The 18,224-nt window shown below is 60.7% G+C and carries 15 protein-coding genes and 1 pseudogene; 7 read left to right on the top strand and 9 right to left on the bottom strand.

Annotation, left to right across the window (positions count from 1 at the left end):
* Position 1: 1 nt before the first annotated feature.
* From BFC21_RS04740 to BFC21_RS04750, 3 genes are all read right to left on the bottom strand, one after another.
* A complete protein-coding gene (locus BFC21_RS04740; RefSeq protein ID WP_078466834.1) occupies positions 2–1,384 on the bottom strand; it encodes an integrating conjugative element protein in 1,383 nt (460 codons plus the stop codon).
* A complete protein-coding gene (locus BFC21_RS04745; RefSeq protein WP_070413157.1) occupies positions 1,381–2,337 on the bottom strand; it encodes a TIGR03756 family integrating conjugative element protein in 957 nt (318 codons plus the stop codon). Before BFC21_RS04745 ends, BFC21_RS04740 begins: the two co-directional genes overlap by 4 nt.
* A 108-nt stretch (positions 2,338–2,445) precedes the next feature.
* Entirely contained in the window at positions 2,446–2,700 is a 255-nt protein-coding gene (locus tag BFC21_RS04750) for a helix-turn-helix domain-containing protein (protein WP_078466833.1), read from the bottom strand.
* Positions 2,701–2,868: 168 nt separating this feature from the next.
* Between BFC21_RS04750 and BFC21_RS04755 the strand changes: the two genes are divergently transcribed.
* Positions 2,869–3,141: a LasR-specific antiactivator QslA gene (locus BFC21_RS04755; RefSeq protein ID WP_070413180.1), complete on the top strand. Its 273-nt coding sequence runs from the start codon at positions 2,869–2,871 to the stop codon at positions 3,139–3,141.
* Positions 3,142–3,270: 129 nt separating this feature from the next.
* Here the strand turns inward: BFC21_RS04755 and BFC21_RS04760 are convergent, their stop codons facing one another.
* Positions 3,271–3,582 carry an HU family DNA-binding protein gene (locus BFC21_RS04760; RefSeq protein WP_331712685.1) on the bottom strand — a complete coding sequence of 104 codons (312 nt, stop codon included), beginning with the start codon at positions 3,580–3,582 and terminating at the stop codon, positions 3,271–3,273.
* An 86-nt stretch (positions 3,583–3,668) separates the two neighbouring features.
* Positions 3,669–3,971: pseudogene (locus BFC21_RS04765) on the bottom strand (conjugative transfer ATPase); the annotation flags it as partial.
* A 167-nt stretch (positions 3,972–4,138) separates the two neighbouring features.
* On the opposite strand from BFC21_RS04765, the gene BFC21_RS04770 reads away from it, so the two are divergent.
* From BFC21_RS04770 to BFC21_RS04780, 3 genes are read left to right on the top strand one after another with little or no spacing between them, the layout of a single operon-like run.
* A complete protein-coding gene (locus BFC21_RS04770) occupies positions 4,139–5,707 on the top strand; it encodes an MFS transporter (protein WP_070413177.1) in 1,569 nt (522 codons plus the stop codon).
* A 33-nt stretch (positions 5,708–5,740) separates the two neighbouring features.
* Complete coding sequence (locus BFC21_RS04775; RefSeq protein ID WP_070413176.1) at positions 5,741–6,544, top strand: SDR family NAD(P)-dependent oxidoreductase; 804 nt, start codon at positions 5,741–5,743, stop codon at positions 6,542–6,544.
* Between the two features lie 52 nt (positions 6,545–6,596).
* On the top strand, positions 6,597–7,724 hold the full coding sequence (locus BFC21_RS04780) for an NADH:flavin oxidoreductase (protein ID WP_070413175.1): 1,128 nt from the start codon (positions 6,597–6,599) through the stop codon (positions 7,722–7,724).
* A gap of 62 nt (positions 7,725–7,786) precedes the next feature.
* Here BFC21_RS04780 and BFC21_RS04785 read toward each other — a convergent pair whose 3' ends face one another.
* Both BFC21_RS04785 and BFC21_RS04790 read right to left on the bottom strand, forming a co-directional pair.
* Positions 7,787–9,166, bottom strand: coding sequence for a class II 3-deoxy-7-phosphoheptulonate synthase (locus BFC21_RS04785; RefSeq protein ID WP_070413174.1), 1,380 nt, complete (start codon positions 9,164–9,166; stop codon positions 7,787–7,789).
* 43 nt (positions 9,167–9,209) lie between these two features.
* On the bottom strand, positions 9,210–10,259 hold the full coding sequence (locus BFC21_RS04790) for an EthD domain-containing protein (protein WP_070413173.1): 1,050 nt from the start codon (positions 10,257–10,259) through the stop codon (positions 9,210–9,212).
* Positions 10,260–10,674: 415 nt separating this feature from the next.
* Here BFC21_RS04790 and BFC21_RS04795 point away from each other — a divergent pair, with 415 nt between their 5' ends.
* The 3 genes from BFC21_RS04795 to BFC21_RS04805 are packed head-to-tail and all read left to right on the top strand — an operon-like array spanning position 10,675 to position 16,108.
* Positions 10,675–12,339 (top strand): FAD-dependent monooxygenase, encoded by a 1,665-nt coding sequence (locus tag BFC21_RS04795; RefSeq protein WP_070413172.1) that lies wholly within the window; start codon positions 10,675–10,677, stop codon positions 12,337–12,339.
* Positions 12,336–12,614 carry a DUF2783 domain-containing protein gene (locus BFC21_RS04800; protein WP_070413171.1) on the top strand — a complete coding sequence of 93 codons (279 nt, stop codon included), beginning with the start codon at positions 12,336–12,338 and terminating at the stop codon, positions 12,612–12,614. The genes BFC21_RS04795 and BFC21_RS04800 overlap by 4 nt, the downstream gene beginning before the upstream one ends.
* A complete protein-coding gene (locus tag BFC21_RS04805) occupies positions 12,611–16,108 on the top strand; it encodes an indolepyruvate ferredoxin oxidoreductase family protein (RefSeq protein ID WP_070413170.1) in 3,498 nt (1,165 codons plus the stop codon). Before BFC21_RS04800 ends, BFC21_RS04805 begins: the two co-directional genes overlap by 4 nt.
* Before the next feature lie 69 nt (positions 16,109–16,177).
* Here BFC21_RS04805 and BFC21_RS04810 read toward each other — a convergent pair whose 3' ends face one another.
* Together BFC21_RS04810 and BFC21_RS04815 are read right to left on the bottom strand one after the other, a co-directional pair.
* A complete protein-coding gene (locus tag BFC21_RS04810; protein WP_070413169.1) occupies positions 16,178–17,572 on the bottom strand; it encodes an MmgE/PrpD family protein in 1,395 nt (464 codons plus the stop codon).
* A gap of 72 nt (positions 17,573–17,644) precedes the next feature.
* Positions 17,645–18,208 (bottom strand): acetyl-CoA carboxylase biotin carboxyl carrier protein subunit, encoded by a 564-nt coding sequence (locus BFC21_RS04815; protein ID WP_078466831.1) that lies wholly within the window; start codon positions 18,206–18,208, stop codon positions 17,645–17,647.
* Positions 18,209–18,224: the final 16 nt, after the last annotated feature.

Raw genomic sequence — 18,224 nt, forward strand, 5'->3', positions numbered from 1 at the left:
CTCACTTACGCCTGGCGTCAGCATCATTGAGTCGGCCCGGCTCAGGGTCGCCTTGCTCGACGGTACGCGAAGCATCGGCGCCTCCGGCATGCCGATCGAGCACCAGGCTGGCGGTGTTGGTGGCCAGCATCTGCCGAACCTGTAGTTCGGCCTGCAGCAGGCGTATTTCACGCTCCAGCGTGTCGATGTTTTTTGCCAAGGCCGTTTGGGCCGGCTCGGCAGAAGCAATGTTTGGTTCGTGGCTGCCTGCCAGCAGTGTGCGCAGCAGCAGAAGCGCTTTATCGAGCACACTGGACAAGGCTGTCTCGCTGGCCAGGCGTCGCGCCAGCAGTTCCTGATCAGGATCGTCACGCAAGGCTTCAATCACACCACGGGTCACCGGCAGCATTGAGCTGGAGGCTTTGGCCAGGTTGTCAGGGGTAGGCTGCAGGGAGCCAGACAGCATCCCTTGCAGGGCCTTCAGGTGCTCGTTGTAGGTTTCTTGGATCAGGGGCGTCAATCCACTGCCAGCGGTAGCACGCAGGGTTTCGCAGCTGTCGCAGGTCGCGATTTCGCTCTCGCCCAATACGCGAACGGCCCATTCGGATTCCTCCTGGGGCGAAGCCCAGGTCTGGCAAATAGCGCCACCCAGGCAATCACTGCTGCTGATCGAGGCACTATCATCCACCGTACGGTTATGGAGCAGGTTATAGCCCGCGCGTACTACGTCGGAAGTCACCCGAATAGGTGTTTGCCCATTACCTCCAGCCTTTGAGCCGCCGACCCAGGACACCCCCTTGTTGCCGTTATGGGTTTCGGTGTTTTTCACCGCGGCCACCGCATCACCGCCGGTTTGTTCGAGGTTGCCCTGCATCTCCTGGTTCTTGGCCAATGCGCCCCAGCCGGCTTGACCGATTTTGTCCGCCATCTTTTCGGCCATGGCCTGGCAGGTCAGCTTGGAGCGGTCGAAGTCGATACGACCTTGCATCACCCCGTTACTCAGCAACTCATAGAGACCGGGGTTAGCGCGCTGGATGATCAACGCTGGCAGCGACATCACCGCTTGGGTCGCGTTCTGCACAACGCTGCCCATGATCTGCTGGAAGCCTTCGGTGAAGCCGTTCAACTGGTTTTGCAGAGTATTGGTCAGGCTCATGTTTCCGCACATCATGTTTGCTCGCCAGGACGCGCCGACGCCGAGCCCGTTGGGGCGATAGAGCGAACTTGGTGAGCCCGCTGCCGAGCCGCCACCAATGGTGTACATCACTCGGTCGTCGAGTACTTCGCCCTGAGTACCCAGGCGGTAATCGCCTTCGGCGGCGTGGGCATGCGTGGCCATGGCGAGTAGTCCATAGAGCACCAGACTCATTGTGCCCAACCAGGGTCGCGCGTGAAGCCGGCTCATGAAGCACCGCCTTCGAAGTCGATGCTGAACAGGAATGTCTGTCCCTCACGTTTGCAACAGCTATAGGGCCGCCACAACGACCAGGCGTAGCCCCCGTCCGAACTCTGTACCGGATCGCTTGGGAAGATGGCGCACGTGGGCTGAACCTGAGGGTAGAGCAATTGCCATGTGTGGGTCGAAGCGTCGTTTTCAACGATCGGGCCAGGTGGCCAGTAGCCGTCGCGTTTGGCGGGCGTGAGCGCTACATACACATGCGGCTGCCAGTTGCGGGTAACCACGTCGCCGGCCCGTTGCGCCATGACTGCGGCCGCCTTGAAATCGTCGGGCTGTACCAGAAAGCCCTGGCGGGGATAAACGTTGCCCCACATGTTTCCCGAAGCCTGACGACCAATTTCATGGATCCCCGGTACGAGCGACTCGGGGTACAAACTTTCTGGGATGCCATGGCGCCAGGCCAGTGAATCCAGGGTACTCAGGTAGTAAGGCATGAGTGCAGTTGCACCGCTGGCGCAGGCGTAGCCGGATTGCGAAGCCAGTTGCGTGGCGATCCAGCCACCGGGGTGGCCGATGCCATCGACGTTCTTGAAGCGGGGCAGGTTGTCGCGGTGGGTGTTTGGCGTGATCAGGTTGCCGCCACCTTCCGCACCATTGATGGGAACGGAGAGGGTGGCCATCTCGGTCCATGGATTATTGCCGGTAGTGGCGTAGCTCGAAACCACCAGCTCAGGAATGAAATGACGCACCTTGGTCGAGGTTTTGACTGTGCAGCCGAAGGGTGTGCACAGGAGCCAGAAACAAATACCGACGACCCTGTATTCGAGACAGCTTGGCGAAAGTGCAGAGGACGTAATGCTGCCGGTGTCCAGCGCCATGCTTGGGCCGCACGCCAGCAGGACGCTCAGCGCCAAAGGCCGTAGCTTTGTGGGCGGGATGGACGAGCAGGCAACAGGCATGATCCAGGCTCAATAAGGTGAATGGCCAGGTCAGGTTCGGTTTCGGGCGGAAGACTGTCAGTGGAAATTATGAAGGCAGATCTATCGGATTTGTGAGACGTGAGACTATTATTTGACGTGAAGGGCGCTGCGCAGGATATCGGGTTCTACAAGTAGCTGATCTGTGGTGATTTCGAGAATATTGGCGAGCTTGCACAGGACCAACAGCGACGGATTGCCTGTGCATCGCTCGATTTGACTGACGTACGTGCGATCCACCTCGGCCATGAGCGCGAGCTGCTCTTGGGTAAGGTTTTTCACGCGTCGCATCAAGCGGATGTTTTCCGCCAGCTGCAGACGAAGCTGTTCGTAGTCTTGAGTCATGCGCGCAAATTGCGCCTTGAGGGACTCTCAATCCACGGGATATAGTCTACATTGGCGTTGATCTAGGCTATTTGATGCCCTTGCCTGTTATCGAGCGTTCATTTGGTGTCGTTAAGATTTCGGGGCTGGCCTGCGCGTCTAACAATAAATCAGAAATCTTGGGTGTGTATGGACGAAAACTACGTTTCAATTCCTGCGGCGGATGGTTGCTCGAGTCTTTTGACACCTTGGGGCAACGAATTTGCCCCAATGATCGAACGTGGCGTGCAATGCGCCCAGGCTTGGCTTGATACGTCCGGCGAGATTCCACTGTGGTGGGAATTGGCGCAAACGCGCAAAACCTTTCCTGTCGGTGATTGCCAGGATGCTTTTGAAGCTGGTTTTTTGTTGAGGATTCAGCAGCGGCTAAGCAGTGTGCCACCCAGCTCAAATCAAAGCTGAAAGAAACGCCGCTCAAGACGCGTTCAAACACATAGTTCGAAGGCTCCCAGAGTTCAGCCAGCGTTTCGGCTGCCGAAGCCCAATACCAGCGCTCTCGCAGAGTTGGTATTAGGTAATCGCCACCAGCGTCTAGTTAACCGCGTCTTTCAGCGATTTACCGGCTTTGAAGCTAGGCGTCTTCGAGGCTGCAATCTTGATGGTGGCGCCCGTTTGAGGGTTACGTCCGTCGCGCGCTGCACGCGCTTTGACCGCAAAGGTGCCAAAACCAACCAAGGTGACGTTTTCACCGCCTTTCAACGCAGTGGATATGATGGTTGTGAGGGCATCCAGTGCGCGTCCCGCGGTGGACTTCGGGAGGTCGGCTGAGCCCGCTATGGCCTCGATTAGATCGTTTTTATTCATGTGTGACTCCTTCCGCTTGGCTGAGTGTCGATGAGTAATCTACGCAGATAGTTCGGGCACATCCACCAAAAAACGGCACTCCAGCCCTGCGCAGACGTAACGCCATATGGGCTCCAAATCTGTCCTTATGTCCCGATTCCACGGGCCTGGTCAATACGCTCAGCTACCTGGAGAGCCGCTTCCAACTCCGAGCAACCGTTCTCCTGCATCAACCTCCAGCGTTCGGCTTTTTTCTCGGGCTCCGTCATGGCAAGAGCGAGGTAAAGGCTGGGTGGCACGGCTCGAAACAGCGTTTCGAGTTTTTTCGACAGCACGACCCCCTCAGTGTATTTCCCAGGCTCCTTACTGGCGGAGAGCAACAAAGCTTTCTGTGCCGGCGTGAGCTTCTTGAAGCGGGCGATTTCCTCATTCTCCACGGGTGGCATGTTTTTCTTATCTGGACTAGTCGTAAGTAGTCATTCAGAGACTAAAATTGAGTTGCATGCGATCTATCAGCGTGAGAGCATAAAACTTAAATTTCCTCAGCTGTAAGAGTGGTTGGCCGCTATAGCCTGGCAGAGGTTTAAGGATTTTTTCGAGTCGAGGGCATGACTAAATGGGCATTTCTCAAGAACTCCTGGAAGAACGCGTTCAACCGGTCTCGAAGAACCGCTACTCAGTGTTGATACCGCTTTGCGCAGCGGGAATCATTATTCCCATCGTTTTCACCGGCCCTGCGATTGCCACGCCGATGATTGCCCGGGACCTAGGCGGTTCGCTGCTGGAATTGGGCGGTGTGGTCAACGCGTACAATGTCGCCTTTGGCAGTTGCGTGATGGCGGGAGGGGCGTTGGCAGATAGATTCGGTCGTAAGCGATGCTTTATTTCGGGGCTGTTATTGTTTTTTCTCACGTCGTTGTTGATCGGCTTTGCGCCGAATATCACGTTCCTCAACGTATTCCGTGGCATTGAAGGCATCGCCGGGGCGCTGACGCTGACTTCCGCCTCTGCGCTTATCGCCCAGGAGTTCGATGATCATCTGCGGCTGAGGGCCTTTAGTTTCCTCGGAACCTCATTCGGTGTCGGTCTGGCATTCGGGCCCATGCTGGTGGGGGTGCTGATTGCTCACTTGGGGTGGCGCGCGCTGTTTTTCGGAATTGCCCTGGCGTCACTGCTGGTATTCGTGTTCAGTTTCCAGAAGGTCAATGAGTCCAGTGATCCCAATGCCAAGCGTATCGACTGGTGGGGCATCGCCTTGTTTACGCTGGCCTTGGGTGCGCTGATCCTGGGGATCGTGTCTGGACCGGAAAAGGGTTGGGGCTATCCCAATGTCGTTGCGTTGCTGGTGGGCAGCGGCGTGTTGCTGCTGCTGTTTGTCATCGTAGAACTCAAGTCCCGCGAGCCCATGCTCGACCTGAGTCTGTTCCGGTTTCCGCGGTTTGTCGGGGTGCAGCTGTTACCCATCTCCACCGGGTTCTGTTTTGTCGCGTTGCTGGTCTACCTGCCGATCTGGTTTATCGGCGTTCAAGGCTACGACGAGACCGAAGTGGGTCTGGCCATCCTGCCGCTGACCGCACCCATGCTGATCGTGCCGTTCCTGGCCGGCTCACTGTCGCGCCATATTGCCCCTGGTTACCTGTGCGGCGCCGGCCTGCTGCTGGCCGCGCTGGGTGAATGCTGGCTGGCGTTTGCCCTGGAACCGGGCGCAAGTATCTGGACCATCGTCCTGCCGATGCTGGTCATCGGCATTGGCAGCGGCTTGCCCTGGGGGCTGATGGACGGCCTGTCCATGAGCGTGGTGCCCAAGGAGCGCGCCGGGATGGCGGCCGGTATTTTCACCACCATGCGGGTCGCCGGCGAAGCGGTTGCCATTGCGATCATCGGTGCGTTGCTGGTGGGGTATACAGCTTCGGGCTTGCAGCGGTTGTCGGGTGAAAATCCATTGTTGGATCCTGCGCGGGTCGGTGACTGGGCGGGCCGCGTTGCCAGCGGCCAACTGAATTCGGTGCTGGGGCAGGCCGCCAGCGCCGACAAGGACGCCCTGGGGCAACTGCTGGCCACGGTTTATCAGCATTCGTTCAGCGCGGTGCTGGTGTTGATTGCGGTGCTGACGGCAGTGTGTGCGGTGCTGTGTGCGCTGACGGTGAAAGTTGACAATGTCGGCGGAGCGCCGGAAAAAAACTGAACACTTGGGTATACCAATCGTTGAGGTGGATAAATGGATTTACAACTGACGGGTAAACGAGCATTGGTCACCGGCAGCAACAGCGGCATCGGCAAGGCGATTGCCCTGGCGTTGGCCGCCGAAGGTGTCGAAGTGGTTGTTCATGGCCGGCGACGGCCTGAAAGTGAGGCGGTGGTGGCCGCCATTCACGCGGCGGGAGGGCGGGCCGCAGTGGCTTGTGGCGACCTGGTCAGTGACGATCAGGCGCGCGAGGTGGTTAATTATGCGCTGGCAGCCTTCGGCGGCATTGATATTCTGGTGGCCAATGCGGGCGCGTTTCCACCCACGCCGGTACTGGAAAGCGAGACTGCCGACTGGCTGAATCTGTACGACCAGAATGTCGGCTCGGTGATCCGCCTGGTGCGGTTGCTGGCGCCCGGCATGATCGACTGCGGTTGGGGGAGGATCATCACCTTGGGCAGTATCGCCGCCACGCGGCCTTTCGCCAATTTTGGCGCCTACGCGGCGACCAAGGCGGCCTGTGTGAGCCTGGCGGTAACCTTCGCCAAGGAGTTTGGTGGTACGGGCATCACCTCTAACTGCATCAGCCCAGGGGATGTGCTGACACCCGCTGCAGAGAACCACTGGCATTCGGTGGCGCAGAAAAATGCCTGGAAAGGCGACTGGCCGGCCATTGAAAGCAAGATCGCCGCGGAGATTTCACCGACCCTGGTCGGACGTTTGGGGCGGCCCCATGAAGTGGCCGACCTGGTGACTTTTGTGTCCAGTCCGAGGGCGGCCTATATCAATGGATCAAACTTGCGCATCGATGGCGGATTCCTGGCCAGTACCGCGTGAGCGGTCACTGCGTGTGCCGTTTCGTCTTCGCGAATCAGTCCAGGAGCACATCATGAGTCAAGCGCGTGAACCCCAGCACCAAGTGCTGTTCAGGCCAATCCCCTTTGGGCGGCATAGCTTGAAAAACCGTATTGTCATGTCACCCATGACCCGTCAGCGTTCGCCGGGAGGTGTACCTGGCGAGCAATCTGCCGCGTATTACCAGCGTCGGGCCGAAGGCGGGGTGGGGTTGATCGTCACCGAGGGCACTTTTATCGGCCACCCAGCTGCCAATGGCTATACCAATGTACCCGATATCTTCGGCCCTCAGGCACTGGAGGGCTGGAAGCGGGTTGTAGGGGCGGTGCATCAGGCGGGCGCGCGCATCGTACCTCAGTTGTGGCACGTCGGCCCGATCCGACGCCCGGGCATGGGCCCGGACCCTCAGGTGCCGGGTTACGGCCCCACGGAAATCAAAGAGGGCGACGACGTCGTGGTCAAGGCGATGACCCTTGACGATATCGAGCAGGTCATTGCGGCCTATGCCCAGGCGGCCAGGGATGCACAGGCCGCCGGGTTTGACGGGGTGGAAATCCACGGTGCCCATCAGTACCTGATCGACAGCTTTATCTGGAGCAGGAGCAACCAGCGCGAGGACGACTACGGGGGCTCGCTGGCCAACCGCACCCGGCTTGCGGCGCGGGTCGTGCGTGCTGTGCGTGAGGCTACTGCGCCGGACTTCCCGATCATGTTCCGGTTTTCCCAATGGAAAATCAGTGATTACGAGGCGCGGATTGTCGACAATGCCGACGAGCTGAAAGTCTTTCTCGACATTCTGGTGGAGGCCGGTGTCGATATTTTCGACGTCAGCACGCGACGTTTCTGGGAGCCGGCCTTCGAGGGTAGCGCCGACAGCCTGGCCGCCTGGACCCGGCGCTTGAGTGGCAAGCCGGTCATGATGGTCGGCAGCGTGGGGCTGGACAAGGCTTACTCCATTGCCCAGCTGCGCGGCAGCGAAAGTCCGGATGCCGGGCAGGCAGACCTGGCCCCGGTGCTGGAACAGTTGCAGTCGGGGGCGGTGGACCTGGTGGCGTTGGGGCGGATGCTGCTGGCGGATCCTCAATGGCCCAACAAAGTGTTCGAAAACCGCTTGCTGGATATCAAGCGTTTTGATCGCGAAGCGATGATGACGGACGTTTGATATCCGATAAAAAGCCCATCCGAGCCTGATCGGATGGGCTTTTTATGGTGTGCGGTAAGGGCTTAAAGGGCAAGCTCAAGGTTCGCCGGTTCGGGGTTTTCGATCTTCAGTTTTTCGGCAATTAGAAAGGCCAGTTCCAGTGCCTGGGACGCGTTCAGGCGCGGGTCGCAATGGGTATGGTAGCGATTACTCAAGTCCGCGTCGCAGATGCGCTGGCCACCCCCGGTGCATTCGGTGACGTCGGCGCCGGTCATTTCCAAATGCACACCGCCGGCATGGGTGCCTTCTGCCTGGTGGACATCGAAGAAACGCTCGACTTCAGTAATGACCGATGCGAAACGACGCGTCTTGTACCCGGTGCTGGATTTGATGGTGTTGGCATGCATCGGGTCGACGGACCACACCACATCGCGGCCTTCAGTTTTCACCGCGCGCACCAGTTGCGGCAGGCGTTCTGCAAGCACGTCGGCGCCCATCCGTACGATCACGGTGAGGCGCCCGGCCTCGTTCTCCGGGTTGAGCGCGTCGATCAACTGCAGCAGGTCGTTTTCCTGCAGGGTGGGCCCGCACTTGAGGCCGATAGGGTTCTTCACGCCCTTGAGGAACTCTACGTGGGCATCGTCAACGCCGCGCGTGCGCTCGCCGATCCACAGCATGTGCGCTGAGCAGTCGTACCACTCGTCACTGGCATAGTCGAGTCGGGTGAAGGCCTCTTCGTAGTTGAGCAGCAGGGCATCGTGGCTGGTGAACAGCTCGGTCTCACGCAGTGCCTGCACCGATTCCGGTGAGACGCCGCAGGCATTCATGAACTTGAGGGCTTCCTCGATCCGCCGGCCGATCAACTGATATCGTCGCCCCTCCGGTGCGCTGGCAATAAAGCGCGTGTTCCACTGCTGCACATGACGCATGTCGGAAAAGCCACTGCGGCCCAGGGCGCGTAAGAGGTTCATCGTCGCGCTGGATTGGTGGTAGGCCAGAAGAATCCGCTCGGGATCGGGTCGGCGTGCCTGCTCGTTAAACTCAATGGAATTGATGATGTCGCCGCGATAACTCGGCAGTGTGACGCCGTCGATGGTTTCGTGAGGCGTACTGCGTGGCTTGGCAAATTGCCCGGCGATACGCCCCACCTTGACCACCGGTACGCCTGTGCTGAAGGCCAGCACTGTTGACATTTGCAGAAAGACTCGGAACAGATCCCGGATCCCGCCAGGGTGAAACTCGGCAAAGGATTCGGCGCAATCACCGCCCTGTAACAAAAACGCTTTACCCCGCGCGACTTGGGCGAGGCGCGCCTTCAGTGAGCGAACCTCGGAGGCCAGCACCAGCGGCACGCTGTTGCGCAGCTGCGCTTCGACGGCGGCGAGGCGCTCGGGGTCGGCGTACTCGGGCAATTGCAGGGCATTTTTTTCACGCCAGGATGAGGGTGACCATTCATTGGGCATAGATGCATCTCCGCTTGTTCCATAAGGGGATTGATCGTGTTGATCAGGTCGCTGCTTCGGCGGGTTCGGTGACGTCCTGTTGAACTGGCGCGTGGCTGGTGGTGCGGGTTTCACCGGTCAGTTGGTTGACTACCTGGAAGGCGAGGGCGGTCCAATACTCATGGTGTTGCGGGTCGATCAGTTGCAACTGGCTCTGGGTGAGCGCGGCTATCGCTGGGTCAACCAGGAATTCCTCCAGGTCTGTGATAGAGCCGAATGCGGTGATGGCTACACCGTCGATGTCCTTGCCCACTTCGTGGTAAAGCGGTTGGCCCGCGACGATCGGGCCGATGTTATGCAATTGCACATATCTCCTGACCAGGCGGTGGGCCGCCGGTTGCGCCAGCAGGCGAGGGGCATATTCCTCCAGCCAGCGCTGCTGGAATTGGTCGCGGCTCAACGCCGGGTCACGGCGCACCAGGCTGATCAACAGGATTGATTCCCTGGAGGTGGCGCTGGGTATCACGATGTGCTGGCGGCACAGAATCGGGCACAGTTCGCGGAAGATCACCTGGTCCTCGGGGAGGATCGCCCGGGTGATTTCCTCGTGGCCGAAGGTGACTTGCAAGGCGTCGGTATTGGCGAAGCCGAGGTAGGCGATGCCGTCCCATTCCGAGCGCTGATAGGGCGGCACATGGCCAATCACCGTGTCGAACAGCCGGCCGTCTTCATCGAGGGGTGGCAGATACGGCAGCGGCCGCAGGTTGGAAGGGCCGGCGCTGAGGCGGTGGATCTGGTCGTAGCGCAGCAAGGGATGGTGTCCGTCCGCCTGGGTCGGCAGGGCATGGGTGAAACGCGGGCCGTGAGTCTTGCGCCAGTACTCGGTCCATTTTTCGAAGTTGAGATTGGGTTGCACTTCAAAGGCGTTCGCGGTGTTGGCCGGGTCGCCTAGCACTTCGCCATAGAGGTCGAGCATTTGCAGCGGGCCTTTGCGCCGCTGACTCAACGGCGTGTTGTCGGCGCGCGACAACAGTGTGCAAAGCACCGTCAGCGGTTGACTCTCAGCGGCGGAATCGGACGTGAGTGCGGCGCCTTCCTGGATGATGTCGATCATGGCTTCTCCTGAAATAAGTCATTGCCCTTCCATGGACTCGACGTCCCGGTACGCCTGGGCTTCTGTTCAACATGGGCTCATCTCGAAAAATAAAGTAGCTCACGAATAGATCGCTTGCAATATAGTTTTTCGGGTTTTTCTCGAACGGGATCGGCGTGGCGGTGTAAGAGAGCTGGAAGCTCTGGTTTTTCTGGGTTTAATTGTTTTTATTATCAAGGGATTGATTGCCGGGAGGGCAAGGCGGCGTAGAGGAACAGCGTCTGATGGGTAGTCAAAAACGCTATAAACATAGTTTTTAACACTATAAATCTTCACTTATGGCGTACTTGCGTACTACGCGTAAGGGAGCTAAGTTCCTTGCCAGGACCTGCTTGCGTTCGTGAACGCGACACTTTGCCATCGGAGGCGACGACTCATGCATCAGCCGTCCAGCTTGACCTATTCCACCCCTTTGGATGTTCAGCTCAGCACGGCCCGCACGGTGCCCCTCGTGATTGTCGGTGCCGGTCTGGTGGGGTTGACCCTGGCCCTTGATCTCGCCCGTCGAGGCGTGGCGAGCGTGGTGCTGGAGGCCCGGCAGACATTGACGGAAGGTTCCAGAGCCATTGTGTTTGCCCAGCGCAGCCTGGAAATTCTCGGCCGCCTCGGGTTGCCGGATGAGTTGCGGGAAAAGGGAGTCGACTGGAAACTCGGCCGGGTCTTTCACAAAGATCATGAAGTGTTCAGTTTCGACTTCCAATTGGAGCCTGGCTTTCGCTGCCCCGCCTTCCTCAATATCCAGCAGACCTACATCGAGCAATGGCTGGTGGAGGCGTGTCTGGCCACGGGCCTGGTGGACCTGCAGTGCCTGAGCCGGGTGGTGGGGGTCGAGCACCGGCCCGAGGGGGCGACCGTCAGCGTTGAATGCCCTGACGGCGCCTACCAGCTGCAATGTGACTGGCTTGTCGCGTGCGACGGTGCTCGGTCGGCGGTGCGCAATGCCTTGGACTTGCCCTTTATCGGCAAAGTGTTCGATGACCACTTCCTGATCGTCGATGTGGAAATGAAGCCGGACTTTCCTGCAGAACGGCGTTTCTGGTTTGACCCACCCTTTCATCCCAACCATTCGGTGCTGCTGCACAAGCAACCGGATGATCTGTGGAGAGTCGATTTCCAGCTGGGCCCCGACGCCGACCCTGCCGTAGAGCGCGAGCCCGAGCGAGTCGCCCGACGGCTGCACGCGATGTTCGGTGAGCAGACGCCGTTGCGTATCGACTGGATCAGCGTCTACACCTTCCGCTGCCGGCGGCTGGAGACCTTTGTGCAGGGGCGGGTCGTCTTTGCAGGTGACAGCGCGCATCAGGTCAGCCCATTTGGCGGGCGCGGAGGCAATGGCGGGATTCAGGATGCGGACAACCTGGGCTGGCGCCTGGCGGGTATTCTCCTGCACGGTGCGTCAACCTCGCTGATTCAATCATATGACGAGGAGCGGGTGTTCGCCGCCGACGAAAACATCCTCAATTCCACCCGCAGCGCGGATTTCATCACCCCTCCCAGTCCTGCCGTACACGTGCTGCGCGAAGCGTCATTGGCGCTGGCTCGCAACACGTCCTGGGGGCGGGCGCTGATTAACTCCGGGCGCCTGTCAAAACCCGCACGGCTGGAAGGGGTGGGTCAGTTCGAGCATTTCGCCGACCCTGACGGGGGGCGGATTTCACCCGGTACAGCGGCTCCCGATGCGCCGATCAGCGTGCGCGGCCAGCCCGACTGGCTGCTCAACCACCTGGGGCGCCGGGGGTTTACCGTGCTGGTGTATGAGCCCGGTTCAGGCGCCGTGCCCAAGACGATTGCCTCGGCCTACCCGGTCGACGTCATCGTGCTGAGCTCGCGGGAGCCCGCAGCGACGCTTGACCTGCTGTGGGACCACGCCGGCCTGGCGGTTTCGCGCTACGGGTTACAGCCGGGGGAAGTGGTGGTGATCCGTCCGGACCAGCATGTGCTGACGACCCTGAGCTTTCTCGATCCGCTGGCCATCGAGCGTGCCATTGCCATCGCTTCAGCCACCGAAGTGCTGGCCTATGCACAGGAGCAAGTGTCATGAGCCCGTCAGCCATCCCTTCGAGCACTGGCTTGGCCACGGAATGCCGCTTGAGCAGCCCGGACAGTTATTTCCAACTGCTGACGGACGCCTGCCAGGATTTGGATGCGTCGGCCGGGCACTTGCTTCATGCCCAACTGGTGCTGCTGCTGATGAACCATATTGGCGATGAAACCGTACTGCGAGAGGCGATTCTGATCGCCCGCCAAGGACTGAAAACCCTTTCTGTCACTGCCTCCCATCCAAATCACGTGCACACTCAAGAGGCTCGGACATGACTCTGGATCTGGAATATCGGCTCGACTCTCGTTACTTGCGCGGCATTGAGGAGCCTGCCGGGAAAGTCTTCCTCAGCGGCCAGCAGGCGCTGGTGCGCCTGCTGCTGGCCCAGGCTGCTGCGGATAGGGCGGCGGGTATCAACTCGGCAGGATTTGTCAGCGGTTATCGAGGGTCGCCCCTGGGCGGGCTGGACCAGGAGCTGTGGCGGGTCAGGCCGCTGCTGGAAAAAGCCAATATCCGCTTTCAGCCGGCGATCAACGAAGACCTAGCGGCGACCACGCTGATCGGCACACAGCGGGTGGAAAGCGATGCGGCCCGGTTGCACGACGGCATCTTCGGCCTGTGGTATGGCAAAGGACCGGGTGTTGACCGCTCCGGGGATGCCTTGAAGCATGGCAACGCGTATGGCTCGTCGCCCCATGGCGGGGTGCTGGTGGTCACCGGTGACGACCATGGCTGCGTCTCGTCGTCGATGTCCCACCAGTCGGATCAGGCGTTGATGGCCTGGGGGTTGCCGGTGATCCATCCGGTTGGGCTTGCCGACTATGAATACTGCGGCTTGTGGGGCTGGGCGCTGTCGCGGTGTTGCGGGTTGTGGGTCGGGTTCAAGGCTGTGACCGAAACCGTTGAAGCCTCCAGATCAGTCGATGCGGTGGCAGCGCCACGCTTCGTGGCGCCGGCCGTCGACCCGGGCCCCGATGGGTTGCACTGGCGCTGGCCGGACCTGCCAGGCATGCAGATCGAGCGGCGGTTTTCTCACAAGATCGAGGCGGCGCGGCGGTTTATTCGGGCTAACCCTCTGGACCGAGTGGAAGTGGCGCCGGCCTTTCCTCGGTTGTTGATCGCGGCGGTCGGCAAGGCCTATGGCGACGTGCGCGAAGCCCTGGAGCGAGGCGGAGTGTCGCTGGGCGCGCTGGAAAAGGCTGGCGTCGCTCTGCTCAGCATCCGCGTTGTCTACCCCTTGTCGCCGGTGCTGGAGGCCTGGGCCCGGCGCTGTGAGCGGGTGCTGATTATCGAAGAAAAACAAGGCGTCGTGGAGGACCAACTCAAGCGTGGCCTGTTCAACGCCAAGCCGGAGAACCGGCCCTTGATCATCGGCAAACTCGATGAGCGCGGGCAGCCGCTGTTGTCGGTCGCCGAAGAATTGCGCCCGTCGAGGATCATGCGGGTCCTGTCGACGCGCCTGGCGCCGTTCGGCCTGGCCATCGACGTACCGCGTTACTGGATCGAGGGCCCGGTGTCCCGTGAGTTCCATTGGCTCAAGCGCACGCCTTACCTGTGTTCGGGCTGCCCCCACAACACCTCGACCCAACTGCCGGAAGGCAGTGAGGCCAGGTTAGGCATCGGCTGCCACGCCCTGGCCGCCCGCATGCCCGACCGCGCCACCAGTGGCAGCGTGCAGATGGGCGGCGAGGGCGTGGACTGGCTGGGGCAGATGGCCTTTGTGGCGACTCCGCATATTTTCCAGAACATGGGCGACGGTACTTTTTTCCATTCCGGCTACCTGGCGATTCGGCAAGCCATCGCTGCCAACGCGAATATCACCTACAAGGTGCTGTACAACGATGCGGTGGCGATGACAGGCGGCCAGCCGGTGGACGGTAAACTGAGCGTGCGCCAGGTGGTCGAACTGGTGCTGAGCGAAGGGGTGCGCGAAGTCGTCGTGGTGGCGGATGACCCGAGTCGCTACAAGGCCCGCGACAGCTTGCCGGACGGGGTGAAGGTCTACCATCGCGATACCTTGGATAGCGTCCAGCGGCGCCTGCGGGAATTGCCTGGCGTGAGCGTATTGGTGTTCGATCAGGTGTGTGCCACCGAGGCCCGTCGCCGACGCAAGCGCTTACCGCCGGCCAAGGTGCAGTCGCGTGTGGTAATCAACCAGCAGGTGTGTGAGGGCTGTGGCGATTGCCAGACCAAGTCCAACTGTTTGTCCGTGGTGCCGGTGGAGACCGAATTCGGCCGCAAACGCAGCATTGATACGGACAGCTGCAACCTCGATCAATCCTGCGTAAAGGGTTTTTGCCCCAGCTTTGTCACGGTTACCGGCACCCCGGCCAAGGCGCGCCGCAAACTGTTGCCGGCCGAAGAGGTCCTGGCCCTGGCCGGGGCCTTGGCAACGCCCGAACCTGCAGGTTTTGAGCGGACTTTTGAACTGCTGATCACGGGGGTTGGCGGCACGGGCGTGGTGACCATGGCCGGAACGATTGCCATGGCCGCGCACCTGCAAGGGCTTGAAGTGTCGGTCCTGGACTTTACCGGATTCGCTCAGAAAGGCGGTTCGGTATTCAGCCATATCCGCTTCGCCCATGACCCCCAGCAGTTGCATCAGCATCGGATCGACCGAGCCTGCGCCGACGTGTTGATCGCTTCCGATCTGGCTGTCGCGTCCGAAGATGAAGCCTTGAACGTGCTGCTGCGCGGCCGATCCCGGGTGGTTGCCAGCACCAGTGAAGTCCAGGCGGGTGCCATGTTGCTGGACCCGGCCTTGCGTCTGGAAACTGCGGCTATCGAACAGCGCCTGATCGACATTGTGGGCGCCGAGCGTTACCAGTCCGTGGATGCGCGCAAAGTGGCGGCGGCAGTGGTTGGGCCGATGCAGGCGAATATCCTGCTGCTGGGGGTCGCCTGGCAGCAGGGCGTGGTGCCCCTGACCCTCAGCGCCCTTGACCGGTCGCTGGAAATCTACGGCGGCGACGTCCAGTCCAATCGGCTGGCGTTTGCCTGGGGGCGTCTGCTGGCGGCGGATCCCGCCTTCGTCGAAAGCCAGCTCAAGCCAGCCTCGGCTGCCCAGCCGCCGCAGGCGCTCACCCTGGAGCAGGTTGTGCAACAGCGCAGTGCGTTGCTGGTGGACTACCAGGACCAACGTTACGCCGCACGCTACCGCGCCTTGGTCGAGCAGGTGGTCAAAGCCACCGAGGGGCTCGGGGACGTTACGCTGGCCCATGCGGTGGCCCACAACCTGTTCAAGCTGATGGCTTTCAAGGATGAGTACGAAGTGGCACGGCTGCACAGTTCGCCGGCGTTTCTGAGCAGCCTGGGCGAATCCTTCGTCGGGCGGCCCAAGGTGACCTTTCATCTCGCCCCGCCGTTTTTGGATGGCTTGGTCAAGCGTACGGGCGAACCACGCAAAATCAAGGTGTCCGGCTGGATCATTCCGGTCTTCCGCGCGCTGGCCGGGCTGCGCTTTTTGCGACATACGGTTCTGGACCCGTTCGGCCTGCTCAAGGAGCGTCGTGAAGAACAACGCCTGCTGGAGGAGTACCAGAGTACGTTGATCGCATTGCTGCCGAAGTTGACTGCCGACACGTTGCCGATGCTGGTGAGCTGGGCACGTTTGCCTGAAGCCATTCGCGGGTACGGGCACGTCAAGGCCCGCTCGATCGGCATTGCGGAGCAACGGCAGGTCGAGTTGCTGGCGCAGATCGATGGCAGGCAGGTGGAGCGCAGTGCGGTCAAGCGCATCGCGGTCGTGGAGGTAGAAAAAGTCTCCTGAAGACCAGCGCTTCAAGGCCCAAACGACAACAGGCACATCCTTGATGTGCCTGTTGTCGTTTGGGGCGATTTAAAGCGGCGCGTGCAGGGCCTTGGCCAGTACCTGATAGGCGGGGTTTATGGCGTCGCGGTCGAAGATCCAGTCGACGATGGTTGCCGATTGCGCTTTGGCATGGGCCGCGTCCGAATAGGCCAGGCACTTGTTGAATTTCGCCTGCAGTTCTTCCTGACTCATGGGGTTTCGTGGGTTGCCCTTGGCGTAGCTGACCTCGCCTTGCAGGAGCGTTCCGTCGGTCAGCTCGATGCGGATCTTGATCTTGCCGTGGGTGCCCAGTTCGGCAATTTCGCAGGCCGGGTCCTGGCGGGGGAAAATCTTGCGACTCAACGCGATGATCGAGGGTCGCAGGATCGCCTGCTCGTTGAAGTCATCAATGAACAGATCGCCGTTGGTGAGTGCCGTGGCGATGTTGTATGCCAGGCTGAAGCGCGCCTCGACCACCGTGGTGGGGGCCTGCTTGCGTTCGACCGGGGCACTCACCAGGTCGTGGATCTGCTGGTTGGTCTGGACGTCGATGCGCACCACCTCGGCAGCGCTCAGACGGCGCCCCTGCACCAGTTCCAGGGCCAAGGCGACCGCTGAAGTATTCGGGCGGCAGGTGGGGTAGGGCTTGAAGGCAATACCGTCGGTGTTGCTGAAGAGGCTGCCCAGGTCGGCGTCGATGGTCTCCACTTGGGAGCCGGGTTCGAAGGCGTTGTAGTAGCCCCAGCGGCCGGTCAGAAATTGGCTCGCCCCGGTAAAGCCATTGGCGGCAAGTACCACGGCGCGCACCGCATTGGCTGCCACCAGACCCTGCTGATAGAACACCGTCGAAGCGCCGTCGATCATACATTGGGTTTCGCCCAAGGCGCTGGTGTAGGCGATGCCAAGTGCATGCTGCAGTTGTGTGCCGCGCAGCCCATAGAGTTTGCCGGCAGCGGCCGTGGCGGCGATCACCTTGCACAGGTCGTAGCGGCCACTCTCCAACAGCGTTTCCTTCCGTGCCCGCGACAGGCGAATGGACAGATCCTGGCCGATGACAAAGGCGGTGATGAAGGCCTGCCGGTCGATGGGCTTATCTACAAGGTCGGCGATCGCCAACAAGGGCGGAAGGATGGCCACGCTGGGGTGGGTGCCCAAAGGGTCGGCTACATCATCGAAGTCGAGCACCCGCGCGGCGGCACCGTTGAGCATCGCCGCCGCCGGTGCGGGCAATGCCTGCTGGCGGCCGAGTACACGGCTTTGGGGTTGGCCGCCCCATTGCTCGACGATGCCGGCCAGCACCTTGACCCCCTCGTCACGGGCGCCGGCCAGGGATACGCCGAGGGCATCGAGCAAGGAGCGGCTGGCGATTTCCAGGGCTGCGGGGTCGATGGCGCTAAAGGTCAGGTCGTCACAGTATTGGGTGATGCGGGCTTCCAGTGTCATTTCAACTCCATTGAATATGAGAAACGTGACCGATTGCCGCCCTGTTGCGGCGACGTCAGAGGTGCAACACGTTCAATCCACTTTGGCAAAGGTGATCAGTAACTGGCCGGCGAGGATGCCGTCGTCCTGCTGGATGTGTAGGGTCTGGATCCGCCTGCGCCCGGGCGCCGACAAGGTCATGACCATTTTCATGGCTTCGATGCGCAGCAACGGCTGGTTCTCTTCGACGAGGCTGTCTTCGCTGATCAGAATCTCCAGCACGCGTGCAGGCATGGGCGCGAGCAGGGTTGCACTGAAGTCCTGGCGCGCAGTGGCCCCGTCGCCGTCGCGGCGCCTGGCGCTGTGCCAACTGATGCTGCGTCGGCTGCCGGCATGGTCCAGGGTCGATTCTTGGGCGCCATTGGGGGTGACGTGCACGGTCTTGCGTTGGCCATCGACCTTCAGCGCCAAGCGGGTGGTGCCGTGAGGCAGTTCGTCTTGGCGCAGGATATCCAGCACGAGGGTGTGGCCATCTGCAAACACCGCCTGATAGCGCTGGTTGCCGAGGTCTTCGATATGAACCTGTGCCGTGCCGGCATCGCCTTCGACGCTGCCGGCCAATGTCGTGAGCGACGCTGTGTTCGCTGATCTGCTCATGCAGGCTTGCTCCTTG

Source organism: Pseudomonas sp. TMW 2.1634 (assembly GCF_001703595.1).
GTDB lineage: Bacteria > Pseudomonadota > Gammaproteobacteria > Pseudomonadales > Pseudomonadaceae > Aquipseudomonas > Aquipseudomonas fragi.